Consider the following 25,866-nt stretch of genomic DNA (forward strand, 5'->3'; position numbering starts at 1 on the left):
GGTGATGTGATCCCGTTCACCCCACCCCCCCTTGTCGCATCCGGAAGGTCGTTCTATCGTCGTGATGTATCGAGTCGATACATCAGCTCGGCATAAGGACGGCGGCAAGCCGGATCCGAGCCCGTCACGGCAGGACAGCGGCAGAGGGGAGGCGACGATGAGCCGACGTTCCGGGATCCTCGAGTTCGCCGTGCTCGGCCTGCTCCGCGAATCTCCTATGCACGGCTACGAGCTGCGCAAACGACTCAATACGTCACTGGGTGTGTTCCGTGCGTTCAGCTACGGGACGCTTTACCCCTGCCTCAAGACGCTGCTCGCCAACGGCTGGTTGATCGAGGAGCCGGGGAACACCACCGAGGACGCCCTCGCCGCCCCGCTCGCGGGCCGCCGCGCCAAGATCGTCTACCGGTTGACGGCGGAAGGTAAGGAACACTTCGAGCAGCTGCTCTCGCAGACGGGGCCGGACGCGTACGAGGACGAGACCTTCGCCGCGCGGTTCGCCTTCTTCGGCCAGACCTCCCGTGATGTGCGCATGCGCGTCCTCGAAGGCCGCCGCAGCCGGCTGGAGGAGCGCCTCGAGAAGATGCGCGCCTCCCTGGCCCGGACCCGGGAGCGCCTCGACGACTACACGCTTGAGCTCCAGCGCCACGGGATGGAGTCCGTGGAGCGCGAAGTGCGCTGGCTGAACGAGCTCATCGAGAGCGAGCGGGCCGGGCGGGACCTGAAGGGTTCCGCCACCGGGGGGTCCGCTCAGCAGGACACCACATCTGGAGCGACGGGCGACCTGCCCCGGTCCGGGGACGCCCCCCGGCCGGATACGCCCGACGACACCGCCACGTGAGGCCCGCCGAAGGGCGGCCTCACTCGTACACACAGGGAGCAACCGGAATGGGTTCGGTTCGCGTAGCCATCGTCGGCGTGGGCAACTGCGCCGCATCGCTGGTGCAGGGAGTCGAGTACTACAAGGACGCCGATCCGGCGTCCAAGGTGCCGGGCCTGATGCACGTCCAGTTCGGCGAGTACCACGTCCGCGACGTCGAGTTCGTCGCCGCCTTCGACGTGGACGCCAAGAAGGTCGGTCTCGACCTCGCGGACGCCATCGGCGCCTCGGAGAACAACACCATCAAGATCTGCGACGTCCCCCGCACCGGTGTGACGGTCCAGCGCGGCCACACCCTCGACGGTCTCGGCAAGTACTACCGCGAGACCATCGAGGAGTCCGCCGAGGAGCCGGTCGACGTCGTCCAGGTGCTCAAGGACAAGCAGGTCGACGTCCTGGTCTGCTACCTGCCCGTGGGCTCCGAGGACGCGGCGAAGTTCTACGCCCAGTGCGCCATCGACGCCAAGGTCGCCTTCGTCAACGCCCTCCCGGTCTTCATCGCCGGCACCAAGGAGTGGGCGGACAAGTTCACCGAGGCCGGTGTGCCGATCGTCGGTGACGACATCAAGTCCCAGGTCGGCGCCACCATCACGCACCGCGTCATGGCGAAGCTGTTCGAGGACCGCGGTGTCATCCTGGACCGCACGATGCAGCTGAACGTCGGCGGCAACATGGACTTCAAGAACATGCTCGAGCGCGAGCGCCTGGAGTCCAAGAAGATCTCCAAGACGCAGGCCGTCACCTCCCAGATCCCCGACCGGGAGCTCGGCGAGAAGAACGTCCACATCGGCCCGTCCGACTACGTCGCCTGGCTGGACGACCGCAAGTGGGCCTACGTCCGCCTCGAGGGCCGCGCCTTCGGCGACGTCCCGCTGAACCTGGAGTACAAGCTCGAGGTCTGGGACTCCCCGAACTCCGCCGGCGTCATCATCGACGCCCTGCGCGCCGCGAAGATCGCCAAGGACCGGGGCATCGGCGGCCCGATCCTCTCGGCCTCCTCGTACTTCATGAAGTCCCCGCCGGTGCAGTACTTCGACGACGAGGCCCGCGAGAACGTCGAGAAGTTCATCAAGGGCGAAGTCGAGCGCTAGAACCCGCTCACCGTGGGCAGGGGAGGGTCTCCGGGGTCGTACGTCCCGGAGACCCTCCCCCGTATGTGAGGCTGAGCCCCATGGCCGTCGTCCGTGACCTGCGCGTCCTGCTGCGCTTCCAGGGCTTCAGACGCCTGCTCGCCGTGCGGCTGCTGTCCCAGGGCGCCGACGGTGTCTTCCAGGTCGCGCTCGCCGCCTACGTGGTGTTCTCGCCGGAGAAGCAGACGTCGGCCGCGGCGATCGCCTCCGCGATGGCGGTCCTGCTCCTCCCGTACTCCGTGGTCGGTCCCTTCGCCGGAGTCCTGCTGGACCGCTGGCGGCGCCGGCAGGTGTTCCTGTACGGCAATCTGCTGCGTGCCCTGATGGCGTCGGTGACCGCCGTCCTCATCCTCGGCCGGGTCCCCGACTGGCTCCTCCTCGTCTCCGCCCTGTGCGTCACCGCCGTCAACCGCTTCGTCCTCGCCGGGCTGTCCGCCGCGCTCCCGCGCGTGGTCGACACCGAGCGGCTGGTCGTCGCCAACTCCCTCTCCCCGACGGCCGGAACACTCGCCGCGACCGCGGGCGGCGGTCTGGCCTTCCTCGTACGGCTGGTCATCGCCGACTCCGACGCCGCCGTGGTGCTCCTGGGTGCGGCCCTGTACCTGTGCGCGGCCGTGGCGTCGCTGAGCATCGCGAAGGAACTGCTCGGCCCCGACCGGGCGTTGGTGCGCACACGGCTGACCACGGCGCTCACCGGCACCGCTCGCGACCTGGTGGCAGGCGTACGCCACCTCGCCGCGCCGCAGCGCAGGGAGGCCGCCTGGGCGCTCACGGCGATGTCGCTGATGCGGTTCTGCTACGGCGCCATGCTCGTGATGCTGCTGATGCTGTGCCGGTACGCCCTGACCTCGACCACGGACGAGGGACTCGCCCTGCTGGGGCTGGTGTTGGGCGTGTCCGGCGCCGGCTTCTTCGTCGCGGCCGTCGTGACACCGTGGGCCACGGGACGGCTCGGACCCGGCCGCTGGATCATCGTGTGCGCCGGGTCCGCCGCCGTCCTGGAACCCGCGCTCGGACTGCCCTTCGCCTCAGGGCCCCTGCTGGCAGGGGCATTGGTCCTGGGTCTGACCACCCAGGGCGCGAAGATCGCCACGGACACGATCGTCCAGCGCTCCGTCGAGGACGGCTTCCGCGGCCGGATCTTCTCCGTCTACGACGTCCTGTTCAACGCGGCCTTCGTCGGGGCCGCCGCCGTGGCCGCCCTGATGCTGCCGCCCGACGGCCGGTCGGTCCCGCTGGTGGTAACGATCGCCGTTATCTACGGAGCAGTAGCGATGGCTATGGCCCGTTTTGAGCGTCAGTAAGTGTCACATCAATGCCACAGAGCCCCAGAGGGCTACAGAGTTGTCAGTGGCGGCCGGTAGCTTACGTGCGTCTTATCAACGCGCCATGCGCGTCACGCACCTAAGTTCTAGGGGGACCCCCAGTGACCACTCCGCCGCCCCAGGGCAACCCGTTCGCACAGGGCCAGCAGCAGCCCTACGGCCAGCCCCAGGGCCAGGCCCCCTACCCGCCCCAGGGCGGTTTCCCGCAGCAGGCCGGTCAGCCCGGGTTCCCCCCGCCGGGTGCTCCCGTTCCGCCTCAGCAGCCGCGTCGCAAGCTGAGCTTCAAGACGATCAAGAACATCGTCATCGCCGTGGTCGTCGTGAGTGTGGCCGTCGGCGGCTACATCGCCAGCCGGGACGACGCCAACACCGCGAAGGTCGGCGACTGCATGAGCATCTCCGACCCGAACAGCACCACCGACCCGGGGCTCGAGGTCGTTGACTGCAGCGACTCCAAGGCGAAGTACAAGGTTGCCGAGAAGAAGGACGGCACCCTGGACGGGTGCGACCGCACCAAGTACAGCGAGTACACCGAGACGGGCGGAAGCGACGACTTCACCCTCTGCCTGGAGGACTACTCGACCAAGTAAGGCCTCAGATGTGCCGAGGGCGGTGTTTCACGTGAAACACCGCCCTTCGTCATGTCGGCGGGGGCATGTTTCACGTGAAACATGCCCCCGCTCTCCACGCTCAGCCCTGCTGTCCGGCCCACCACTCCTTGAGCGCCGCGACTGCCGCATCGTGCTCCATCGGGCCGTTCTCCAGACGGAGCTCCAGCATCTGCTTGTACGCCTGCCCGACGGCCGGCCCCGGCTTGATCCCCAGGATCTCCATGATCTGGTTGCCGTCGAGGTCCGGGCGGATGGCGTCCAGCTCCTCCTGCTCCTGGAGCTTGGCGATCCGCTCCTCCAAGCCGTCATAGGCACGCGAGAGGGCGGCAGCCTTGCGCCGGTTCCGTGTGGTGCAGTCCGAACGGGTCAGCTTGTGGAGCCGATCGAGGAGCGGCCCCGCATCGCGGACGTAGCGGCGGACGGCGGAGTCCGTCCACTCTCCCGTGCCGTAGCCGTGGAAGCGCAGGTGGAGCTCGACGAGACGGGAGACGTCCTTCACGAGCTCGTTGGAGTACTTGAGCGCCGTCATGCGCTTCTTCGTCATCTTCGCCCCGACCACTTCGTGGTGGTGGAACGAGACACGACCGTCCTTCTCGAAGCGGCGCGTGCGGGGCTTGCCGATGTCGTGCAGCAGGGCCGCCAGGCGAAGGGTCAGATCGGGACCGTCGTCCTCCAGGGCCATCGCCTGCTCCAAGACGATCAGCGTGTGGTCGTAGACGTCCTTGTGCCGGTGGTGCTCGTCACGTTCCAGGCGCAGGGCCGGCAGCTCCGGCAGTACATACCGGGCGAGCCCGGTGTCCACGAGCAGCGACAGTCCCTTGCGGGGATGCTCGGACAGGATCAGCTTGTTCAGCTCGTCCCGCACGCGCTCGGCGGAGACGATCTCGATACGCCCGGCCATCTCCGTCATCGCCGCCACGACCTCGGGCGCCACCTCGAAGTCGAGCTGGGCGGCGAAGCGCGCGGCCCGCATCATCCGCAGCGGGTCGTCGGAGAAGGACTCCTCGGGGGTGCCCGGAGTGCGCAGCACACGCGCCGCGAGGTCGCCGAGACCACCGTGCGGATCGATGAACCGCTTCTCCGGGAGCGCGACGGCCATCGCGTTCACGGTGAAGTCACGGCGGACGAGGTCCTCGTCGATGGAGTCGCCGTACGACACCTCCGGCTTGCGCGAAGTGCGGTCGTACGCCTCCGACCGGTAGGTGGTCACCTCGATCTGGTAGCCGCCCTTCTGCGCGCCGACCGTCCCGAAGGCGATCCCGACCTCCCAGACGGCGTCCGCCCAGGGACGCACGATCTTCAGCACGTCCTGCGGACGGGCATCGGTCGTGAAGTCCAGGTCGTTGCCGAGACGGCCGAGCAGTGCGTCCCGCACCGAACCGCCGACCAGGGCAAGTGAGAACCCGGCCTCCTGGAAGCGGCGGGCGAGGTCGTCGGCGACAGGGGCGACCCGCAGCAGTTCACTCACCGCGCGGTCCTGCACCTGGCTCAGGGCACTGGTTTCTTCGTTGGCGTTCGGCACAACAGAAGAGGGTACGTGGCGCGGGCGGCCGGAAGCTCCCCCATTCCGTGCCCGCGGCCACCCGCCGATACCCGCACAAGGCCTGCCCTTGAGACGTGGGGACGCACTCCTCTCCATACGGACACATACAGGACGGGCCGGCTCCGTCCTCGATCTTGCGGAACGGTCCGCGGCACTTCCCCTCGGCAAGCATCGTTACCATGCGTGGACGCACATTCCGACGACCACTGACGACGACGAGGGACGGGCGAGCGCGTGGCCGAGGCGGCAGACTTCCAGGGGACCCCTCCCTCACCTGCCCTCCGTCGGCTGCGACGCGCCGGGGCACTGCTCGCCGGAGCGCCCCTGCTGGCCGGGCTCCTCCAGCTGCCCGCCGCGCCCCCCGCGGACGCCGCCGGACAGGACGCACCACGGGCCGCCTCCGGCGCGGGACCGGTCTCCGTCTCCGTGGACTCGCTCACTCCCAGCGCCCCCACCGAGGGGGACACCGTCACCGTGTCCGGCACGGTGACCAACAAGGGGAAGCAGACGGTCACCGACGCCCACGTCGGCCTGCGCGTGGGTCCGCTGCTGAACACCCGCTCGGGGATCGACAGCGTCGCCCGGAACAGCGGCGACGTCCGGAACGTCGTCGGCCCGGAGGTCGGCGGCAAGTACTCCGAGAAGTTCTCCAGGCTCACTCCGGGCGTCTCTCGGCCCTTCAGCATCTCCGTCCCGGTCAACGCGCTGGACCTCGGGGAGGACGGCGTCTACCAGCTGGCCGTGTCGCTCTCCGGGCAGACCTCCGCGCAGCCCTGGGAGCAGACTCTCGGCGTCCAGCGGACCTTCCTCCCGTGGCAGCCCGAGGAAGCCGGCACGCGGACGAAGACGACCTTTCTGTGGCCGCTGGTCTCCACGTCCCACATGACGGCGGAGACGGATTCGGACGAGCAGCAGACGCCGGTCTTCCGCGACGACGACCTCGCCGAGGAGATCGCCCCGGGCGGTCGGCTGGACCGCATGGTGGCGCTGGGCGAGAGCCTCGACGTCACCTGGGTGATCGATCCGGACCTGCTGGCGTCCGTCGATGCGATGACCGAGAGGTACGAGGTCCAGGGAGAGGGTGAGGAGAACACGGTCGGCAGCCACCAGGAGGTCGCCGACCGGTGGCTCGCCGAGGTGCAGCAGGCGGTGGCGGACGAGGAGGTCGTCGCCCTGCCGTTCGGCGACCCCGACCTGGCCTCCCTCGCCCACAACGGCACCGCCGTCACCGGCTCACTGAGCCACCTCAAGGAGGCCACCGACGTCGCCGCGGACACGGTGGAGTCGATCCTTCACGTGAAACCCACCACGGACTTCGCCTGGCCCGTGGACGGTGCGGTCGACCCCTCCATCGTCAAGGTCGCCACGTCCGCCGGCGCCGACAAGGTGATCGCCCGCAGCGACACCTTCGAGGAGACCGACGGCCTGTCGTACACGCCCTCCGCGCCCCGCCCCATCGGTGGCGGCACCACGGCCGTCGTGGCGGACGCCCGGCTGTCCACGGCGTTCCAGGGCGACATGACCAAGGCCTCCACGTCCACGCAAGCGGTGCAGCGGTTCCTGGCCCAGAGCCTGACGCTCGGCCTCCAGACCGACAAGCAGCGCAGCGTCGTCGTCGCCCCGCAGCGCACACCGTCCGCGAGTCAGGCCCAGACGATGGCCGAGGCGCTGACCGTCCTCCAGGAGGGGACCTGGTCCGAGTCCCAGGACCTGGCGGCGGCCGCGAGGACCAAGCCGGATCCCGCCGCCGCCACCAAGGTTCCCCCGGCCTCCGCGTACCCCTCCTCGCTGCGCAGGCACGAGCTGCCGCGGTCGACGTTCGAGCAGATCGCGAGGACGCAGGACAAGCTCGACAAGTTCAAGGTGATCCTCTCCGACCAGTCCCGGGTGGTGACCCCGTTCGGACGCGCCCTGAACCGGGCGATGTCCGTGTCCTGGCGGAACCGGGAGACCGATGCGGCGATCTACCGGAGCGGTGTCGAGTCGTACCTCGACACGCTCATCGGCCAGGTGAAGCTCATCGACAAGTCGGAGACGAAGCTCTCCGGCCGCAGCGCCACGATCCCCGTGACGGTCCAGAACAACCTGGTGCAGGGCGTCGAGCACCTGGTGCTGCGGCTCACCTCGACCAATCCGACCCGTCTCGAGATCGGCGGGGACTCCTACGAGGAGCAGCCCATCGCCGTCTCCGGCGGGCACAGCCAGTCGGTGAAGTTCACCACGTCCGCCAACGCCAACGGCCGGGCGACGGTGGTCGCCCAGCTGTACACCCAGGACGGACAGAAGTACGGTGCCCCCGTCACCTTCGACGTGAAGGTCACCGAGATCACCGCCACGGTGATGCTGGTCATCGGCGGCGGTGTCCTGCTGCTCGTCCTCGCCGGCTTCCGGATGTACACGCAGCGCAAGCGCGCCGCGGCCCGCGAGGCGGAGGAGCGGAACGACGAGGCGGGCGAGGACGCCGACGGCCCGCAGAACCCCGAGGCCCCCGCCGCGCGTCTCACCGAGGAGTCCGAGGCAGGCGCACGGGCAGACGCCCCGGAGCAGCCGAGTGACCCGGCACCGGACACCGCACCGGAAAGCGCAGACCCGTCCGGCACGGGTGAGAGAGTGGACCGTTGAGGATGTCGTGGCCGGTGGGCCGGGGACGATGAGGTGGGGTAACCATGAACGCGCCGTACGACGGTGACCGCGGCCATGCCGCGGGCAACTCGGGCTACCCCGAGTCGGACCTCCCCGAGGGTCCGCCGCCCGGGCACGACCAGGTGCCTCAGCCGACCGCCGACCCGTACGTCCAGGACGCCTACGACCAGGACCCCTACCGGGCGCAGGACATCGCCGCCCAGGACCCCGTAGCCGAGGCGCTCTACGACCGCGCCGCGCATCCTCCGCCCCCTCCGGGCACGTACCCCCCTCAGCAGCCGCTCTACGGGCAGCCGCCCCAGTCGCCGTACGCTCCCGATCCGCGAGTGTGGGCCCGGCCCCCCGCGCCGGAGCCGGACGGGGCGACCCAGTACCTGCCCTACGGCGACGACCCGCGCACGACACAGTTCGTGGGCGTGGACGACCTGGTGGACCAGGCCGGGGAACAGCGCCACGAGCCGGACGCCTTCGCCCACCTCTTCCGCGATCAGCAGCAGAGCGGCACCTTCCCCGACCAGCAGGGCGGTGGGTACCCCGGCCAGCAGCAGGGCGACGGGTACCCCCGGCAGCACGGCGGTGGACATCCCGGCCACCCGCCGGCGGACGGCGGGCAGCCCTACGAACCCGCGCCGGTGCCCGGTCCGTCCGCGGCACCCGGCCACTACGCGGGGGCCACGCCGTCCCCCGCCGCCGAGGCCCCGGCCCCCGAACCGGCTCCCGCCCCCGCCCCGAGGAAGGGCGGACGGGCCGGGGGCCTGCTGAAGTCCAGTGCCGTGATGGCGGCGGGCACGATGGTGTCCCGCCTCACGGGATTCATCCGGTCCGCGATGATCGTCTCGGCACTCGGCCTCGCCCTGCTGGGCGAGTCGTTCCAGATCGCCTACCAGCTGCCGACGATGATCTACATCCTGACCGTCGGCGGTGGCCTCAACTCCGTCTTCGTGCCGCAGCTCGTGCGGGCGATGAAGGACGACGAGGACGGGGGCGAGTCGTACGCGAACCGTCTGCTGACGCTCGTCATGGTGGCCCTGGCCGTGCTCACCGCCCTCGCGTGGCTGGCCGCCCCGCTCCTCGTGCGCGCGCTGTCGAACCCGGTCGCCAACGACCCCGCGGCCAACGACGTCGCCGTCACCTTCACCCGCTACTTCCTGCCCTCGATCTTCTTCATGGGCATCCACGTGGTGATGGGACAGATCCTCAACGCACGCGGCCGGTTCGGCGCGATGATGTGGACCCCGGTCCTGAACAACATCGTCATCATCGTCACCCTCGGTGTGTTCATCTGGGTCTACGGCACCGCCGCCGACTCCGGCATGACCGTCGAGAACATCCCGCCGGAGGGCGAGCGGCTGCTCGGCGTGGGTGTCCTTCTCGGTCTGGTGGTGCAGGCCCTGGCGATGATCCCCTACCTCCGCGAGACCGGGTTCCGCATCCGCCTGCGCTTCGACTGGAAGGGCCACGGCCTCGGCAAGGCCGCCATGCTCGCCAAGTGGACGATCCTGTTCGTCCTCGCCAACCAGGCGGGCGCGCTGGTCGTCAGCCAGCTGGCCACCGCGTCGGTCGTCGACACGAAGATCGCCGGCACGGGCTTCAGCGCCTACGCCAACGCCCAGCTGATCTGGGGTCTGCCCCAGGCCATCATCACCGTCTCCCTGATGGCCGCCCTGCTGCCGCGCATCTCCCGTTCGGCGGCCGAGGGCGACGGCGGCGCCGTCCGCGACGACATCTCGCAGGGCCTGCGCACCACGGCCGTCGCGATCGTGCCGATCGCCTTCGGTTTCGTCTCGCTCGGCATCCCGATGTGCACGCTGATCTTCGGCTCCTCGGGCACCGGCGCGGCCACCAACATGGGCTACATGCTGATGGCCTTCGGTCTCGGCCTGATCCCCTACTCCGTGCAGTACGTCGTCCTGCGGGCCTTCTACGCCTACGAGGACACCCGGACCCCCTTCTACAACACGGTCATCGTGGCCGCGGGCAACGCGATCGCCTCGGCCGTCTGCTTCTTCGTGCTCCCGGCCCGCTGGGCCGTGGTCGGCATGGCCGCCTCGTACGGCGTCGCCTACGCGATCGGCGTCGGCGTCGCCTGGCGCCGGCTGCGCAAGCGGCTGGGCGGGGACCTGGACGGCGCCCGGGTGCTGCGCACGTACGCCCGGCTGTGCATCGCGTCGGTACCGGCCGCGCTGCTCAGTGGTGCGGCCTGCTACGGCATCAGCCAGACGCTCGGTCAGGGCGCCCTGGGCTCGTTCGCCGCGATCCTGGGCGGCGGGGCGGTTCTGCTCGGCGTCTTCTTCGCCGCCGCCCGCCGGATGCGCATCGAGGAGCTCAACTCCCTGGTGGGCATGGTCCGCGGGCGCCTGGGACGCTGAGGCAGGGGGTAGGCGCACAACCATCGTCAGCCACCGTGTGTCGTGCATAGCGGCGGACTGTGGGCACAATTGGTTTCGGCGTGGGACGGCGCGCAACGGACGCCGTCCGGCGCGCAATGGATGGGGAGGCAGGGAACGACGGTGGCGGAACGGAGCACAGCTGCCGTCGACGTGGCAGACAACAGCGGCGAGCAGTCGCTGACCGCACAGGCGGACCAGTCCACGGCCGACGGGGTGGCCAAGAACCGGGAGCGGGACACGGACAGCGACGAGGCACAGGAGAACACCGGGACCGACAATTCCGGGAAACCCTCGCCGCCCGAACTGCACAGCGGCCACAAACTGGCCAGACGCTACCGCCTCGAGGAGTGCGTCACCCGTCTGGACGGGTTCAGCAGTTGGCGTGCCGTGGACGAGAAGCTCCGCCGTGCCGTCGGCGTGCACATCCTGCCGGCGGACCACTCGCGTGCCCGGTCCGTGCTGGCCGCGGCCCGCTCCTCCGCCCTGCTGGGCGACCCCCGCTTCGTCCAGGTGCTGGACGCCGTCGAGGAGAACGACGTCGTCTACGTCGTGCACGAATGGCTCCCCGACGCCACCGAGCTGACCACGCTCCTGGCAGCCGGACCGCTGGAGGTGTACGACGCCTACCAGATGGTCAGTCAGGTTTCCGCCGCCATGGCCGCGGCCCACCGCGAGGGCCTCGCCCATCTGCGCCTGAACCCCAACGCCGTACTGCGCACTTCGACCGGCCAGTGGCGCATCCGCGGCCTCGCCGTGAACGCGGCGCTGCGCGGCGTCAGCTCCGACACCCCGCAGCGCACCGACACCGAGTCCATCGGTGCCCTCCTCTACGCCGCCCTCACCCAGCGCTGGCCGTACGAGAGCGACGCCTACGGCATGTCCGGCCTGCCGAAGGACATCGGCCTCATCCCGCCCGACCAGGTGCGGGCCGGTGTCCACCGCGGTCTGTCCGAACTCGCGATGCGGGCGCTCGCCAACGACGGGGCCACCGCCTCACGCCACGAGTCGCCGTGCACCACGCCGGAGGAGCTGGTGAAGGCGATCGGCGAGATGCCCCGCATCCGTCCGCCGGAGCCGGCGTTCACCACCCCGCCGGAGTACCAGCGCACGACCTACCAGCAGGGCACGTACGGCCGCCCGGCGCCGCATCCCGGCGTCACCCAGGCGGTGCCGGCACCGCCTCCCCCGCTGCAGAGCCGCACCGGCAAGGCACTGAAGTGGGCCGTCTCGGCCCTGCTGATCGCCGCGCTCGGCCTGGGCAGCTGGCAGCTCGCGGACGCCCTCATGGAACAGGGCGGCAAGGCGGAGGACACGAACAGGACCCAGACGACGGACGGGAACGACAAGAGCAGCAAGAAGACCGAAGCACCCAAGCCGCTCGCGATCCAGGGTGCTCAGGAGTACGTCGCGCAGGGCGATGCCCAGGCACCCGAGGACGTGGCCAAGACATACGACGGTGACAGCTCGACCTACTGGCGCACCAAGAGCTTCGTGGACGGGCCGGACATGAACCCGGCTTTCAAGCCCGGTGTGGGCATCGTCTACGACCTCGGATCCGAGCAGACGGTGAAATCGTCGACCATAGGGCTGCGCTACACGGGCGACCACACCACGGTCACCCTGTACGCGACGGAGTCGACCGGTTCCTCGACCCCGATCGACTCCATGAAGAAGCTCGGTACCGTGACGACGACCGGCGACCAGGCCGCGGTGAAGGTGGGCAAGCCAGTCAAGACCCGGTACGTGCTGGTCTGGTTCACCGCCCTGCCGTCGGCGCCCGGTGACGCCTACAGCAGCGCCGGTTACAAACAAGCCATCACCGACCTGGAATTCACCGGCTGACGACGCATCAAGGGGAGGGGTCCGGTGGCGGACGGCAGCGCATACCGCGACACAAGCGATCAGGACCTCCTCGCCCGCCACGTGGACGGCGACCCCGACGCCTTCGGTGAGCTCGTGCGCCGGCACCGTGACCGGCTCTGGGCCGTGGCCCTGCGGACGCTGGGTGACCGTGAGGAGGCCGCTGACGCGGTCCAGGACGCCCTGGTCTCCGCCTACCGGGCCGCCCACACCTTCCGCGGCCAGTCGGCCGTCACCACGTGGCTGCACCGGATCACGGTGAACGCCTGCCTGGACCGTGCGCGTAAGGCGGCCTCCCGGAAGACCGCCCCGGTCGACGACACCGAGCGCCTGGAGCAGCTGCTGGAGCCCCACGAGTCCGCCTCGGCGCCCGTGGAGCGCAATGATCTGCACCGTCAGCTCATCGAAGCGATGGGGACCCTCCCGCCCGATCAGCGGGCGGCGCTCGTCCTCGTGGACATGCAGGGCTACCCGGTCGCCGAAGCCGCCCGCATCCTCGGCGTGCCCACCGGCACGGTGAAGAGCCGTTGCGCCCGCGGCAGAGCCAGACTCCTGCCCCTGCTCACCCATCTGAGGCCGGACGGCTCCGTCGAGGGCAGGAAACAGGGGGCGGAACGGAACCGGACGCAGGAGGCGTCCGTCCCACCGGCAGCGGGGTCGCATCGAGCAGACCCCTCGGACACAGGACCGAGTGACCCGGCGGCACTGAAGGGCGGAGGTGGGCGAGCGTGACGTCGACGACAGACAGGGCGGAGCACCCGGACGTCTCGGAGATCTCCGACCTCATCGAAGGACTGCTGCCACAGGCTCGGACCGCCGACGTACGTCGGCATCTGGACGAGTGCGAGCTCTGCGCGGACGTCCAGACCTCACTCGAGGAGATCCGGGGCCTGCTCGGCACGGTGCCGGGCCCGCCCCGCATGCCCGCCGAGGTGGCGAGCCGCATCGACGCCGCGCTCGCGGCGGAGGCCCTGCTCCACGCCACCGCGCCGGACGCCGAGGACGCTCTGGACGCTGCTTCTTCCGCGGCGTTCGACGACGAGCAGACGCATGTTTCACGTGAAACATCAGCGCCTGCGGGCCGGCCGACCGGGCGCCCTCGCTCCTCCACGACCGGGCCGGGCCGCAAGAGTCGTCTGCGAGGAGGCCGCCGACGGGTCGCCGTCCTGGGAACCGTGTTCACCGTCGCCGCGCTCGGTCTGGGATCTGTGCTGCTGTCGCCTTGGGGCGATGGCAAAGAGCCGGACGAGGAACAGCGGACCACCGCCACGGACACCTTCTCCGAAGGGAAGCTGGAGAAGCAGGTCACCGACCTTCTCGCGCAGAGTCAGCAGAAGGGCGGCTCCCGTACTCCGCACCCCTTCGGAATGGAGTCGGAGTCCGGCGCCGCCCGCCCCCGGGTCCTCAACCAGCCTGCGGTCCCGGAATGCGTCCGCGAAGGCATCGGCCGCAATGACGCCGCGCTGGCCACCGAGCAGGGCACGTACAAGGGGAAGGACGCGCTGCTCGTCGTGCTCCCCGATGTCTCCGACGACACCCGTGTGACCGCATACATCGTCGAGGCGACCTGCGTGGACAACACGTCCTCGGACACCACGGCGAAGGTTCTGCTGAAGCACTCCTACACGCGCTCCTGACGGCCGACGCTTCGCCTGCCTCCTGAGTGGTAACCCGTGCGGTGTGAGCCCGCCGTGCGCCCGTCCTGCGCCCTCCTCCGTGTACCCGGGCACGGCGGGAATGCGCGCCCCTTAGGATCCGTTGGGTGGGGTGAGAGGTCGAAAGAAGCTCCCCCGGTCGAACGACGCAGACCAGAGACGAGGAATCAAGCCGTGAGCGACGTCCGTAACGTGATCATCATCGGCTCGGGGCCCGCCGGCTACACGGCGGCGCTCTACACCGCCCGTGCGTCGCTGAAGCCCCTGGTGTTCGAGGGCGCTGTCACCGCCGGCGGTGCGCTGATGAACACCACCGAGGTGGAGAACTTCCCCGGCTTCCAGGACGGCATCATGGGCCCCGAGCTCATGGACAACATGCGCGCCCAGGCGGAGCGCTTCGGTGCCGAGCTCGTTCCGGACGACGTGGTCGCCGTCGACCTGACCGGTGAGATCAAGACCGTCACGGACACCGCCGGCACGGTCCACAAGGCGAAGGCCGTCATCGTCACCACGGGCTCGCAGCACCGCAAGCTCGGCCTGCCGAACGAGGACGCCCTCTCCGGCCGCGGTGTCTCGTGGTGTGCCACCTGTGACGGCTTCTTCTTCAAGGACCAGGACATCGCCGTGATCGGTGGTGGCGACACCGCGATGGAGGAGGCCACCTTCCTCTCGCGCTTCGCCAAGTCCGTGACGATCGTCCACCGTCGCGACACCCTGCGCGCCTCCAAGGCGATGCAGGAGCGTGCCTTCGCCGACCCGAAGATCTCGTTCATCTGGGACAGCGAGGTCGCCGAGGTCCAGGGCGACCAGAAGCTCTCGGGCCTGAAGCTGCGCAACGTCAAGACCGGTGAGCTCTCCGACCTGGCGGTGACCGGCCTGTTCATCGCGATCGGCCACGACCCGCGCACCGAGCTCTTCAAGGGCCAGCTGGAGCTGGACGAGGAGGGCTACCTGAAGGTCGACGCGCCCTCGACGCGTACGAACATCACCGGCGTCTTCGGCGCCGGCGACGTGGTCGACCACACCTACCGCCAGGCGATCACCGCGGCCGGTACGGGCTGTGCCGCCGCTCTCGACGCCGAGCGCTTCCTCGCCGCCCTCGCGGACGAGGAGAAGGCTGAGCCCGAGAAGACCGCTGTCTGACCCCCATCCACCGCCCCACGCACCAACCAGTTAAGGAGCCCGCCGTGGCAGGCACCCTGAAGAATGTGACCGACGACTCCTTCGAGCAGGACGTCCTCAAGAGCGACAAGCCCGTCCTGGTGGACTTCTGGGCCGCCTGGTGCGGTCCGTGCCGCCAGATCGCTCCCTCCCTCGAGGCGATCGCCTCGGAGTACGGGGACAAGATCGAGGTCGTCAAGCTGAACATCGACGAGAACCCGGGTACGGCTGCCAAGTACGGCGTCATGTCCATCCCGACCCTGAACGTCTACCAGGGTGGGGAGGTCGCCAAGACCATCGTCGGTGCCAAGCCGAAGGCCGCGATCGTTCGCGACCTCGAGGAGTTCATCGCCGAGTGAGGGCAGACCGCCTCCCTGGCGGTGCATGTTTCACGTGAAACACGAATGGGCCGGCCCCCACGGGTCGGCCCATTCGTGTGAGGTCCCTCAGAGAGGACGCAGCGCCGGTTCTTTCTGCACGGCTCCGAGCAGCCGGTCCAGCGCCATCTCGACATCTTCCTTCCAGGAGAGTGTCGTCCTCAGTTCCAGCCGCAGCCGAGGGTGGGCAGGGTGCTGGCGGACCGTCTTGAAACCCACGGCCAGCAGATGGTCGGCGGGCAGAACGCAGGCGGGTTCCTTCCAGCGGGCGTCACCGAAGGCTTCGATTGCTTTGAAGCCCCGGCGCAGCAGATCCTTCGCGACGGTCTGCACCATGACCCGGCCCAGTCCTTGTCCCTGATAGCCCGGCACGATGAACGCGGTGATCAACTGCACCGCATCGGGTGACACGGGGCTGGTGGGAAACGCCGTGGAGCGGGGCACATAGGCGGGGGGAGCGTAGAGAACGAAGCCCACAGGAACGTCATCGACGTAGACGACCCTCCCGCAGGACCCCCAGTCCAGGAGAACGGCCGAGATCCACGATTCCTTCTCGAACGCGGATGTGCCCGCCTTTACCGCTGCCTCGCCGCTGACGGGGTCGAGTTCCCAGAAGACACACGAACGGCAGCGTTGGGGGAGGTCCTGAAGGTTGTCCAGCGTGAGCGGTGCAAGCCGACGCCCCATGAAGGCTGTTCCTCGCTTCCTTCGCCCGCTGCCTCGCGGGCGGCTGTCAGAGCGCTCCGTTCCCTGAGCAGGCTGCCGATGAATCCGCCGACGGCACCCACTCCCAGTCCCGCGCTCACCAGTCCGATGCGGCTCGTCATTCGCATGGCCCCTGCCTTGGTCTCACAGGTACTGCCGGGTGAGTGCGTCATATCCGAACGCATCGTATCCATGAAGCGATTCCATCGATACCGCCAAAAAGCAAAGGGCGGACCGTGTTCCGGTACACACCGGACAGGGTCCGCCCTGGTCGGCTGATCACGTGAACCAGCCGAGCGGTCAGGACTCGGTCTCCTCGGAGTCGTCGTCCACCAGGCTCTTCTGCAGTACGGGTCCCTCACCGGGGGCAAGGGTGCCGAGGATGCGCTCAAGATCCTCCATGGAGGCGAACTCCACGGTGATCTTGCCCTTCTTCTGGCCCAGATCGACCTTCACCCGCGTCTCGAAGCGATCCGAGAGGCGCGTGGCCAGATCCGTCAGCGCCGGAGAGACCCGGGCGCCGGCCCGAGGCCCCTTGGAGCGCTGGGTCTTCTGAGGCCGTGAACCCATCAGGGTCACGATCTCCTCGACAGCCCGCACCGACAGCCCTTCGGCCACGATCCGGTGGGCCAGCCGGTCCTGCTCCTCCGAGTCCTCGACGGACAGCAGTGCGCGTGCGTGTCCGGCGGAGAGCACTCCGGCGGCGACTCGACGCTGGACGGCCGGCGAGAGCTTCAGCAGACGCAGCGTGTTGGACACCTGCGGACGGGACCGGCCGATGCGGTCCGCCAGCTGGTCGTGGGTGCAGTTGAAGTCCTTCAGCAGCTGGTCGTAGGCAGCGGCCTCCTCCAGCGGGTTCAGCTGAGCACGGTGCAGGTTCTCCAGCAGCGCGTCCAGAAGGAGTTTCTCGTCGTCCGTGGCCCGCACGATCGCCGGGATGGCCTCCAGCCCCGCCTCACGACAGGCCCTCCAGCGGCGCTCACCCATGATGAGCTCATACCGTCCTGAGCCCACCTGTCGCACGACGACCGGCTGGAGGAGACCGACCTCCTTGATGGAGGTGATCAGCTCGGACAGCGCATCCTCGTCGAAGACCTCACGCGGCTGCCGAGGGTTCGGAGTGATGGCGTCGAGGGGGATCTCGGCGAAGTGGGCACCGATGGGAGGCGCGGGCGTGACCGGGGCACCGTTCGTCGACGGCTCCTCCGTTTCACGTGAAACAGGCGGCAGGGTGGTCACCTTCGCGGCTGCCACCCCCCGATCGTTCGGCAGTATCGGAGTCGCTGCGGGAGACGTCGACGCACCCCCCACCACGGTCGGTGACACCGTCTTCTCTGTCGGGGCAGCAGGGATCAGTGCGCCAAGACCACGGCCCAGCCCCCTCCGTCGCTCGCTCACTGGACGCCCTCCACCATGCTCGGACCGTTCTGCTGTGCGCCGATGTGCGCCTGTGATGCGTCATAGCTGACGCCGACGCCCTTCAGCGCGATCTCTCGTGCCGCCTCAAGATAAGAGAGGGCACCACTAGATCCAGGATCGTAAGTCAGCACCGTCTGCCCATAGCTCGGCGCCTCCGAGATACGGACGGAACGGGGAATGCTCGTGCGCAGCACCTCGTCACCGAAGTGGGTGCGCACCTCTTCCGCGACCTGTGACGCAAGCCGCGTCCGGCCGTCGTACATGGTGAGCAGGATCGTCGATACGTGCAGCGTCGGGTTGAGGTGTCCCCGCACCAGGTCGACATTGCGCAGCAGCTGCCCTAGGCCTTCCAGTGCGTAGTACTCGCACTGAATGGGGATCAGGACCTCCTGGCCCGCCACCAAGGCGTTGACCGTCAGCAGGCCGAGGGAGGGCGGGCAGTCGATGAGGATGTAGTCCAGCGGCTGCTCATAGGCCTGGATCGCCCGCTGCAGTCGGCTTTCCCGTGCCACCAGTGACACGAGCTCGATCTCCGCACCGGCGAGATCAATCGTGGCGGGTGCGCAGAAGAGCCCTTCGACATCGGGAACCGGCTGAACGACCCCCGCCAGCGGCTTGCTCTCCACCAGCACGTCATAGATGGAAGGAACCTCGGCGTGGTGATCGATCCCCAGGGCGGTGGACGCATTGCCCTGAGGGTCGAGATCGATCACCAGGACACGGCTACCGTGCAGAGCGAGCGAAGCAGCCAGGTTGACGGTGGTCGTCGTCTTACCGACGCCGCCCTTCTGATTCGCGACCACGATGACACGGGTCTGCGCGGGCCGCGGCAGGCCCTCACCGGCGCGGCCCAGAGCCTCCACCGCCAGCTGGGCAGCACGACCGATGGGAGTGTCGTCCATGGGAGGCGGTGTTTCACGTGAAACATCCGCCCCCATCGATTCGGTACGGGGACCGGGGACCGGATCGGTCATCGGTCCCGCGATGTTGGCGTCGGACCGCAAGGATTCACTCTCCTCGACTTCAGGCTCGCAATGAACAGAGCCTCCCATGCCATCGGGGTCGCGAACCAGTGAGGCCTGTCGTTCTGTGGAGAAATCCACCTCTGTGGACATCTCCATGCCCCTGAGGGAGGCCGGTGTCTCGTCGGGCACCGGACCCTCTCCGAGGGAACCGAGAGGCCTACGGTCCCTGGGTTCGGCCGCAGCGCGGCCCCGATTGATGATGCCGTGCAGCAGTGAGCGACGTTTCACGTGAAACACGATGCACAGCGGCCGAGGCCGCGCTGCCGCGACACTCCGGCATGCAGGGGTTTGGCAGCTTGTGTGGAGTACGTCCGGCCGCCAGGGCGGATCGTGCTCCCTCCGTAGAGGGGACGTGCTCTGTGCGCGGACGGACCGCGCTCTAGCCACGTCGCCGACGAGCCCGCCCCGTACGGGCGGCCTTCGCGCGTTTCGCGGCGAACCGCACACCACCGGGGCTCTCCCCGACCTCGACCCGCACCACAGTGGACATCGGATCCACGACGCCCTCGCCCACATGGACGATCGAGGTCGCCACGGCGCCGAGCTTGCTCAATGCCGTGGCCGCGCTCTTGAGCTCCTCCTCGGCGGTGTCGCCCTTGAGCGCGAGCATCTCCCCGTACGGCCGCAGGAGAGGGATGCCCCACGCGGCGAGGCGATCGAGCGGCGCCACAGCGCGTGCCGTCACCACATGCACCGGGGGCAGCTTTCCCATGACCTCCTCGGCCCGGCCGCGTACGACCGTCACATGGTCCAGGCCGAGCAGCTCCACGACCTCGGTCAGGAAGGTGGTGCGCCGCAGCAGCGGCTCCAGCAGTGTGATCTTGAGGTCATCCCGGACCAACGCCAGCGGAATGCCCGGCAGGCCGGCACCCGAGCCGACATCGCACACCACCACTCCCTCCGGCACGACCTCCGAGAGCACCGCGCAGTTCAGCAGATGCCGCTCCCACAAGCGGGGCACCTCACGCGGGCCGATCAGACCGCGCTGCACGCCCGCCTCGGCGAGCAGCTCCGCATACCGGACCGCGTCCGCGAAGCGGTCGCCGAACACCTCGCGTGCCTGCTCGGGCGCGGGGGGAAGCTCCGCTGCCTCCGTCACGGGGGACCGTCCTTCCGTACCGTGTCGGCACGGGGCGCCGACATCAGAACCACAGAACTATCAGGCTGACAAAATTCGGCCCCGTCTGCGCTACAGACGGGGCCGGTGAAACGAAGGAACCGATCAGGCAGGAAGCACGACGACGAAGCGCTGCGGCTCCTCGCCCTCGGACTCGCTGCGCAGGCCGGCCGCCTTGACCGCGTCGTGCACGACCTTGCGCTCGAACGGGGTCATCGGGTCGAGCTTCACGGGCTCGCCGCTGCTCCTGGCCTCGGCGGCGGCCTTCGCGCCCAGCTCGGACAGCTCCGTGCGCTTCCTGGCGCGGTAACCGGCGATGTCCAGCATGAGGCGGCTGCGGTCCCCGGTCTCCCGGTGCACGGCCAGGCGCGTGAGCTCCTGGAGCGCCTCCAGCACCTCGCCGTCACGACCGACCAGCTTCTGCAGATCACGGCTGCCCGTGTCGCTGATGATCGAGACGGAGGCGCGGTCCGCCTCGACGTCCATGTCGATGTCGCCGTCGAGATCGGCGATGTCGAGCAGACCCTCCAGGTAGTCCGCCGCGATCTCACCCTCCTGCTCGAGGCGGGTCAGGGTGTCTGTGCCCTCGGCAGCGGCGGAGGTGGTGCCTTCCGTCACGGGATGGACTCCTTCTTGCTTACTTCTTGGACGGGGACTTGGGCCGCTGCGGCCCCTTGCGCTGTCCGGACTGGGCCTTGCTGCGGGTGCTGCCGGCGGGCTTGGCGTTGCCCTTCTTGGCAGCAGCGGCGGGCTTGGTGCTGCTCTGGGGCTCGTCGGACTTGGTCAGCGAGGTGGGCTCACCGGCCGCTTTGGCGGTGCCCGTCTGGCGCTGGGCCTTCGTCTGCCGCTTGGGCTGCTGGCGCTTGGGGGCGGCGCCGGTCGTGGTCGGCGTGCCGTCCTCGGCCTGGGCGGCGGCCGTGGTCTCGCTCTTGATCACCGTGCCGTCGCCCTGGGCCGCGAGTCCGGCCTTGTTCAGGCCGTTGATGAACTTGCGCTCGTACTCGTTGCGGTCCCGGCCCTTGGCGACGATGGCCTTGACGATGGCACGCTCACGACGGTTGCGGGTCTTGCCGTGCTTGGCGACGTGCTTGGAGAGGCGCTCCAGGTACGCGGCCTGGGCCTTGGAACCCGGCGTGGGGTTGTTGTGGATGATGTACATCTGCTGGCCCATGGTCCACACGTTGGTGGTCAGCCAGTAGACGAGGACACCGACCGGGAAGTTGATGCCGAAGACCGCGAAGATGATGGGGAAGACGTACATCAGCATCTTCTGCTGCTGCATGAACGGGGTCTTCACCGTGGTGTCGACGTTCTTCGTCATCAGCTGGCGCTGCGTGTAGAACTGCGACAGCGACATCAGAACGATCATGATCGCCGTGACGACGCGGACATCGGTCAGCGAGGAGTCGAGGGCTGCGACCTTCTCCGAGCTGTCCGTGAACTTCGCCGCGAGCGGGGCACCGAAGATGTGGGCCTTCTGCGCGCTCTCCAGCAGACGCTCGTTGATCACGCCGATGGTGTCGTTCGACGCGATGCTGTTGAGCACGTGGTAGAGGGCGAAGAAGAACGGCGACTGCGCCAGGATGGGAAGGCACGAGGAGAGCGGGTTGGTGCCCGTCTCCTTGTACAGCTTCATCATCTCTTCGGACTGGCGCTGCCGGTCGTTCTTGTAGCGCTCCTGGATCTTCTTCATCTCCGGCTGGAGCGTCTGCATCGCGCGCGTCGCCTTGATCTGCTTCACGAAGAGCGGGATCAGGCAGATACGGATCAGAATCACCAGGGACACGATGGACAGGCCCCAGGCCCACCCGGTGTCGGGGCCGAAGACGGCGCCGTACACGCTGTGGAACTGGACGATGACCCAGGAGACAGGTGTCGTGATGAAGCTGAAGAGGCTGGCAATCGTGTCCACTAATCATGCTCCTTGGGCATGGGACGAGGTCTCTGCGGCCGGGCTCGAAGGGCTCGTCTGACTTGTGGGAGAAGTCCGTCCTTCGGTGGCCGGTTCGGCGGCGGAGGGCCCGCCCCTGCGTGCACGCCAGGCGTTACGCAGCATTTCGTGCCACCGCGGACGCTTGCGCGGCGGAACATGGTCCACCCCGCCCAGCGACCACGGGTTGCACCGCAGGATGCGCCAGGCCGTGAGCGCCGTGCCCTTGACGGCACCGTGCCGGTCGATGGCCGTGTAGCCATAGTGGGAACACGACGGGTAGTACTTGCACACCGGCCCCAGCAGTGGACTGATCGTCCACTGATAGATCTTGATCAGAGCCAGCAGCGGGTACTTCATCGCGCGCCCCCTCCCAGCAGCCGCTGCAGAGCGGCATCCAGGTCTCGGGCCAGCTGTGCGTGGTCGGCGTTGCCCGCCGGGGGCAGCGCTCGTACGACTACCAGGCTACCGGGGGGCAGCCGGTCGACTCGCTCGCGCATCAGATGACGAAGCCTGCGCTTCACCTTGTTGCGCACCACCGCGCCGCCCACGGCCTTGCTCACGACGAAACCCGCACGCGTCGGGGGAGCGCTCTCCCCAGGCGCATGCGGGTCCGTGGCACCGCTACGAAGGTGGACGACGAGGTGCGGACCTCCGGCCCGGCGCCCTCGTCGTACCGCGGTCGCGAAGTCCTCGCGCCGCCTCAGCCGGTTCTCGGTGGGCAGCACGACGGCATGACCTGACCGGGATCAGGCGGACAGACGGGCGCGACCCTTGCTACGGCGGGACGCGAGAATCGCGCGGCCGGCACGGGTGCGCATACGCAGCCGGAAGCCGTGGGTCTTCGCGCGACGACGGTTGTTCGGCTGGAAGGTGCGCTTGCTCACTCGGGGGCTCCAGAAGAAATCGGTGTTTGCGGGGTGCCGTCCTGGCTGTCACCGTGCGCCCACGAGTAGCTCGCGTTACGCCCCAGTGCACCGCTGACCGATCACCTTGCGCGATCTGTGCCCATCGGAGGCAGGCGGCAGCAGCCATCGACAACTCGACCTGGTTACGGTACGCGCGGCTGCGCCGTTCGGTCAAACCAGCGGCCACCGGGAGACACTTGTCCACAGCCTGGGGACAACAACTTGAACCGCACGGGTCGCGCTGACTACCTTGGCTTGACTCCGATTCGTTCCCTTGACCCTCCACCACCCGATTTACATCCCGACCCGTCCCTCGCATCACACGTTCGAGGGGACTGTGAGAGAGCGTGCCCTGTGGCTGACGTACCTGCCGATCTTGCCGCAGTGTGGCCACGCGTACTGGAGCAGCTCCTCGGCGAAGGCCGCGGGCAGGGGGTCGAGAGCAAGGACGAGCACTGGATCCGGCGCTGCCAGCCGCTCGCGCTGGTCGCCGACACCGCCCTGCTCGCCGTTCCGAACGAATTCGCTAAGGGTGTGCTCGAGGGCCGCCTCGCGCCCATCGTCAGCGAGACCCTGAGCCGCGAGTGCGGTCGTCCGATCCGGATCGCGATCACCGTCGACGACACCGTCGGCGAACCCCCGGCCCCGCCGGCGCCCCGCCCGCAGCCGCGCTACGAGGAACCGGAACTCCCGGCCGTCCGCCAGGACCGCCCCGAGCGGCAGGACCGGGCGGAGCGCGAGCCGTACGAGGGCCGCGAGCCGTACGAGGGCTACGACGGCTACGGCCGCCGCCGTGCCGACCAGCAGCCGGGCCCCTCGGGCGACCAGCTCCCCACCGCCCGTCCCGCCTACCCCTCCGAGTACCAGCGCCCGGAGCCGGGCTCCTGGCCGCGGCCGGCGCAGGACGAGTACGGATGGCAGCAGCAGCGCCTCGGCTTCCCGGAGCGGGACCCGTACGCCTCACCGTCGCAGGACGCCTACGGCCCGCAGGACTCCTACGGCGGCTCCCCCGCGCAGGACTACCGCCCGCAGCCGCTGGAGCGCCCGTCCTACGACCAGCAGCGCCCCGACTACGACACGCCGCGCGGCGACTACGACACCTCACGCGGGGACTACGACGCCCCGCGCAAGGACTACGAGCGCGGCGACTACGACCAGCGCGACGCCGTGCGCCGCGAGCTGCCCGAACCGCCCTCCGGCGCCGGGCGCGTCCACCGCGGCGGCCCCGTCGGACCGAACCTGCCCACCACCGGTGCGCCCGGCCCGCTGGCCGCCCAGCCCGCGCCGGCCACCGGTCCCGGTGAGCCGACCGCGCGGCTGAACCCGAAGTACCTGTTCGACACGTTCGTCATCGGCGCGTCCAACCGCTTCGCCCACGCGGCCGCGGTCGCCGTCGCGGAAGCACCGGCGAAGGCGTACAACCCGCTGTTCATCTACGGGGAGTCCGGGCTCGGCAAGACGCACCTGCTGCACGCGATCGGGCACTACGCGCGGAGCCTGTACCCGGGGACGCGGGTGCGGTACGTGAGCTCGGAGGAGTTCACCAACGAGTTCATCAACTCCATCCGTGACGGCAAGGGCGACAGCTTCCGCAAGCGCTACCGCGAGATGGACATCCTGCTCGTCGACGACATCCAGTTCCTGGCGGACAAGGAGTCGACGCAGGAGGAGTTCTTCCACACCTTCAACACCCTCCACAACGCCAACAAGCAGATCGTGCTCTCCAGCGACCGGCCGCCCAAGCAGCTGGTGACGCTCGAGGACCGGCTGCGGAACCGTTTCGAGTGGGGCCTGATCACCGACGTCCAGCCGCCGGAGCTGGAGACGCGCATCGCGATCCTGCGCAAGAAGGCGGTGCAGGAGCAGCTGAACGCCCCGCCGGAGGTGCTGGAGTTCATCGCCTCCCGGATCTCGCGGAACATCCGCGAGCTGGAGGGCGCGCTGATCCGGGTGACGGCGTTCGCCTCGCTCAACCGGCAGCCGGTGGACCTCGGGCTGACCGAGATCGTCCTGAAGGACCTGATGCCCGGGGGCGACGACTCGGCCCCGGAGATCACCTCGACGGCGATCATGAGCGCGACCGCCGACTACTTCGGGCTCACGGTCGAGGACCTGTGCGGCACCTCCCGCGGACGCGCGCTGGTGACCGCCCGGCAGATCGCCATGTACCTGTGCCGGGAGCTGACCGACCTGTCCCTGCCGAAGATCGGCGCGCTGTTCGGCGGACGCGACCACACGACGGTGATGCACGCCGACCGGAAGATCCGCAACCTGATGGCCGAGCGGCGCTCCATCTACAACCAGGTCACTGAGCTCACCAACCGCATCAAGGCCGGCTGAGTCCCGCCGCGGCACAGAGACCCGAGGGCGCCCCCGGAGCACATCCGGGGGCGCCCTTCTGTCTGCCGCCGACGCGGTCGGCAGCCACCGCTGTTCGATTACACAGCCAGGTCACGGCCGTCCTCCACAGATTCGGTGACTTTTTCCCGTCCACATCCTGGGGACCGGAAAGTTATCCCGACGCTGTCCACAGCGCCCCCTGTCGAGAGATCATCAGGCCAGGTCAGCCCGCTGTGGATTCGTGGACGAACGATCTCCACAGGCTGTGGACAAAGTGACGGTCCACAGTCTGTGGATCAAGTTGTCCACGGGAAACCCACAGGTCGGGGCCTGTTGTCCCCAGCGATCACGGTCTTCTCCACATGTCTGTCCACTGTTCGGCAACGCGACGTGCGTCCTCACCGCAACGAGTGAAAGGCGTCACATCGAGGTACCGCAGGGGCCTGTGGGAAAGACTGCCAAAGCTGGGGACGGCTCTGGGGAGAACTCGGCCCACCCTGTGCACGGAGTGTGCAGAACTTTCCGTTCTCCACAGAGACGCCCGGTTGTCCACCACCCCGGCCCACAGGCCCCGTGGATAAAAAAACCACGCTGAGCTGGGGAAACAGGGTTATCCACGGTATCCACAGGCCCTACTACTACTCCCGACCAGAGAGAGCGAGGAATTCGTTTCGAAGGGGGCCCTGTGCACAACTCGCTGTCCCGACCCCGGCCGCCCCTCGTCACGACTTGACCCCGAGGGGCACCTACTGTCAGTGCGGTGCGTCAGACTGGTCCCCGGTGTCCTTCCCCCCACAGGGGCCGACGACACCGAGTCAGACGACGAAAGCCAGGCAGGCCGAGAAGC

22 protein-coding genes are annotated in these 25,866 nt (G+C 68.8%); 12 read left to right on the forward strand and 10 right to left on the reverse strand.

Annotation, left to right across the window (positions count from 1 at the left end):
* Positions 1–157: 157 nt before the first annotated feature.
* The 4 genes from GL259_RS19780 (at position 158) to GL259_RS19795 (ending at position 3,925) form a co-directional block, all read left to right on the forward strand.
* The gene (locus GL259_RS19780; protein WP_159534628.1) at positions 158–841 is read left to right on the forward strand and encodes a PadR family transcriptional regulator; all 684 of its coding nucleotides are present in this window, start codon (positions 158–160) and stop codon (positions 839–841) included.
* A gap of 47 nt (positions 842–888) precedes the next feature.
* A complete protein-coding gene (locus GL259_RS19785) occupies positions 889–1,971 on the forward strand; it encodes an inositol-3-phosphate synthase (protein WP_159534630.1) in 1,083 nt (360 codons plus the stop codon).
* An 80-nt stretch (positions 1,972–2,051) separates the two neighbouring features.
* Positions 2,052–3,314: an MFS transporter gene (locus tag GL259_RS19790; RefSeq protein WP_159534632.1), complete on the forward strand. Its 1,263-nt coding sequence runs from the start codon at positions 2,052–2,054 to the stop codon at positions 3,312–3,314.
* A 122-nt stretch (positions 3,315–3,436) separates the two neighbouring features.
* Entirely contained in the window at positions 3,437–3,925 is a 489-nt protein-coding gene (locus GL259_RS19795) for a hypothetical protein (protein WP_159534634.1), read from the forward strand.
* A 100-nt stretch (positions 3,926–4,025) separates the two neighbouring features.
* Here the strand turns inward: GL259_RS19795 and GL259_RS19800 are convergent, their stop codons facing one another.
* Positions 4,026–5,468: a CCA tRNA nucleotidyltransferase gene (locus tag GL259_RS19800; RefSeq protein WP_159534636.1), complete on the reverse strand. Its 1,443-nt coding sequence runs from the start codon at positions 5,466–5,468 to the stop codon at positions 4,026–4,028.
* Positions 5,469–5,723: 255 nt separating this feature from the next.
* Here GL259_RS19800 and GL259_RS19805 point away from each other — a divergent pair, with 255 nt between their 5' ends.
* From GL259_RS19805 to trxA, 7 genes are all read left to right on the forward strand, one after another.
* Positions 5,724–8,111 carry a DUF6049 family protein gene (locus GL259_RS19805; protein ID WP_159534638.1) on the forward strand — a complete coding sequence of 796 codons (2,388 nt, stop codon included), beginning with the start codon at positions 5,724–5,726 and terminating at the stop codon, positions 8,109–8,111.
* Positions 8,112–8,155: 44 nt separating this feature from the next.
* Entirely contained in the window at positions 8,156–10,501 is a 2,346-nt protein-coding gene (gene murJ / locus GL259_RS19810) for a murein biosynthesis integral membrane protein MurJ (protein WP_159534640.1), read from the forward strand.
* Positions 10,502–10,642: 141 nt separating this feature from the next.
* On the forward strand, positions 10,643–12,364 hold the full coding sequence (locus GL259_RS19815) for a protein kinase family protein (RefSeq protein WP_159534642.1): 1,722 nt from the start codon (positions 10,643–10,645) through the stop codon (positions 12,362–12,364).
* 24 nt (positions 12,365–12,388) lie between these two features.
* Positions 12,389–13,114 carry an RNA polymerase sigma factor SigM gene (sigM, locus tag GL259_RS19820; RefSeq protein ID WP_159534644.1) on the forward strand — a complete coding sequence of 242 codons (726 nt, stop codon included), beginning with the start codon at positions 12,389–12,391 and terminating at the stop codon, positions 13,112–13,114.
* Complete coding sequence (locus tag GL259_RS19825; protein ID WP_159534646.1) at positions 13,111–14,019, forward strand: zf-HC2 domain-containing protein; 909 nt, start codon at positions 13,111–13,113, stop codon at positions 14,017–14,019. The genes sigM and GL259_RS19825 overlap by 4 nt, the downstream gene beginning before the upstream one ends.
* Positions 14,020–14,211: 192 nt before the next feature.
* The gene (gene trxB, locus GL259_RS19830; protein WP_159534648.1) at positions 14,212–15,180 is read left to right on the forward strand and encodes a thioredoxin-disulfide reductase; all 969 of its coding nucleotides are present in this window, start codon (positions 14,212–14,214) and stop codon (positions 15,178–15,180) included.
* Between the two features lie 44 nt (positions 15,181–15,224).
* Positions 15,225–15,557 (forward strand): thioredoxin, encoded by a 333-nt coding sequence (gene trxA, locus GL259_RS19835; protein WP_010032728.1) that lies wholly within the window; start codon positions 15,225–15,227, stop codon positions 15,555–15,557.
* A gap of 87 nt (positions 15,558–15,644) precedes the next feature.
* On the opposite strand, the gene GL259_RS19840 is transcribed toward trxA, so the two are convergent.
* From GL259_RS19840 to rpmH, 9 genes are all read right to left on the reverse strand, one after another.
* Positions 15,645–16,262: a GNAT family N-acetyltransferase gene (locus GL259_RS19840; protein ID WP_159534650.1), complete on the reverse strand. Its 618-nt coding sequence runs from the start codon at positions 16,260–16,262 to the stop codon at positions 15,645–15,647.
* A 318-nt stretch (positions 16,263–16,580) separates the two neighbouring features.
* Positions 16,581–17,678, reverse strand: a complete 1,098-nt coding sequence (locus GL259_RS19845; RefSeq protein WP_159534652.1) for a ParB/RepB/Spo0J family partition protein — start codon at positions 17,676–17,678, stop codon at positions 16,581–16,583.
* Positions 17,675–18,751 carry a ParA family protein gene (locus GL259_RS19850; protein ID WP_159538790.1) on the reverse strand — a complete coding sequence of 359 codons (1,077 nt, stop codon included), beginning with the start codon at positions 18,749–18,751 and terminating at the stop codon, positions 17,675–17,677. The genes GL259_RS19845 and GL259_RS19850 overlap by 4 nt, the downstream gene beginning before the upstream one ends.
* 352 nt (positions 18,752–19,103) lie before the next feature.
* The gene (rsmG, locus tag GL259_RS19855) at positions 19,104–19,823 is read right to left on the reverse strand and encodes a 16S rRNA (guanine(527)-N(7))-methyltransferase RsmG (protein WP_159534654.1); all 720 of its coding nucleotides are present in this window, start codon (positions 19,821–19,823) and stop codon (positions 19,104–19,106) included.
* 123 nt (positions 19,824–19,946) lie between these two features.
* Complete coding sequence (locus GL259_RS19860) at positions 19,947–20,459, reverse strand: R3H domain-containing nucleic acid-binding protein (protein WP_159534656.1); 513 nt, start codon at positions 20,457–20,459, stop codon at positions 19,947–19,949.
* A 19-nt stretch (positions 20,460–20,478) separates the two neighbouring features.
* Entirely contained in the window at positions 20,479–21,753 is a 1,275-nt protein-coding gene (yidC, locus tag GL259_RS19865; RefSeq protein ID WP_159534658.1) for a membrane protein insertase YidC, read from the reverse strand.
* Positions 21,754–21,756: 3 nt separating this feature from the next.
* The gene (gene yidD / locus GL259_RS19870) at positions 21,757–22,131 is read right to left on the reverse strand and encodes a membrane protein insertion efficiency factor YidD (RefSeq protein WP_159534660.1); all 375 of its coding nucleotides are present in this window, start codon (positions 22,129–22,131) and stop codon (positions 21,757–21,759) included.
* On the reverse strand, positions 22,128–22,499 hold the full coding sequence (gene rnpA / locus GL259_RS19875; protein WP_159534662.1) for a ribonuclease P protein component: 372 nt from the start codon (positions 22,497–22,499) through the stop codon (positions 22,128–22,130). The genes yidD and rnpA overlap by 4 nt, the downstream gene beginning before the upstream one ends.
* 21 nt (positions 22,500–22,520) lie before the next feature.
* The gene (rpmH, locus tag GL259_RS19880; protein WP_003956500.1) at positions 22,521–22,658 is read right to left on the reverse strand and encodes a 50S ribosomal protein L34; all 138 of its coding nucleotides are present in this window, start codon (positions 22,656–22,658) and stop codon (positions 22,521–22,523) included.
* Positions 22,659–23,033: 375 nt separating this feature from the next.
* Here rpmH and dnaA point away from each other — a divergent pair, with 375 nt between their 5' ends.
* Complete coding sequence (gene dnaA, locus GL259_RS19885) at positions 23,034–25,019, forward strand: chromosomal replication initiator protein DnaA (RefSeq protein ID WP_159534664.1); 1,986 nt, start codon at positions 23,034–23,036, stop codon at positions 25,017–25,019.
* Positions 25,020–25,866: the final 847 nt, after the last annotated feature.

Source organism: Streptomyces sp. Tu 3180 (assembly GCF_009852415.1).
In the GTDB taxonomy this organism is placed as follows: Bacteria; Actinomycetota; Actinomycetes; order Streptomycetales; family Streptomycetaceae; genus Streptomyces.

Bases quoted from the DNA above. Each gene is read 5' to 3' on its own strand.
- GL259_RS19780 (WP_159534628.1), top strand. From the start codon at position 158: ATGAGCCGACGTTCCGGGATCCTCGAGTTCGCCGTGCTCGGCCTGCTC.
- GL259_RS19785 (WP_159534630.1), top strand. From the start codon at position 889: ATGGGTTCGGTTCGCGTAGCCATCGTCGGCGTGGGCAACTGCGCCGCA.
- GL259_RS19790 (WP_159534632.1), top strand. From the start codon at position 2,052: ATGGCCGTCGTCCGTGACCTGCGCGTCCTGCTGCGCTTCCAGGGCTTC.
- murJ (WP_159534640.1), top strand. From the start codon at position 8,156: ATGAACGCGCCGTACGACGGTGACCGCGGCCATGCCGCGGGCAACTCG.
- GL259_RS19840 (WP_159534650.1), bottom strand. From the start codon at position 16,262: ATGGGGCGTCGGCTTGCACCGCTCACGCTGGACAACCTTCAGGACCTC.
- GL259_RS19850 (WP_159538790.1), bottom strand. From the start codon at position 18,751: ATGGGAGGCTCTGTTCATTGCGAGCCTGAAGTCGAGGAGAGTGAATCC.
- yidD (WP_159534660.1), bottom strand. From the start codon at position 22,131: ATGAAGTACCCGCTGCTGGCTCTGATCAAGATCTATCAGTGGACGATC.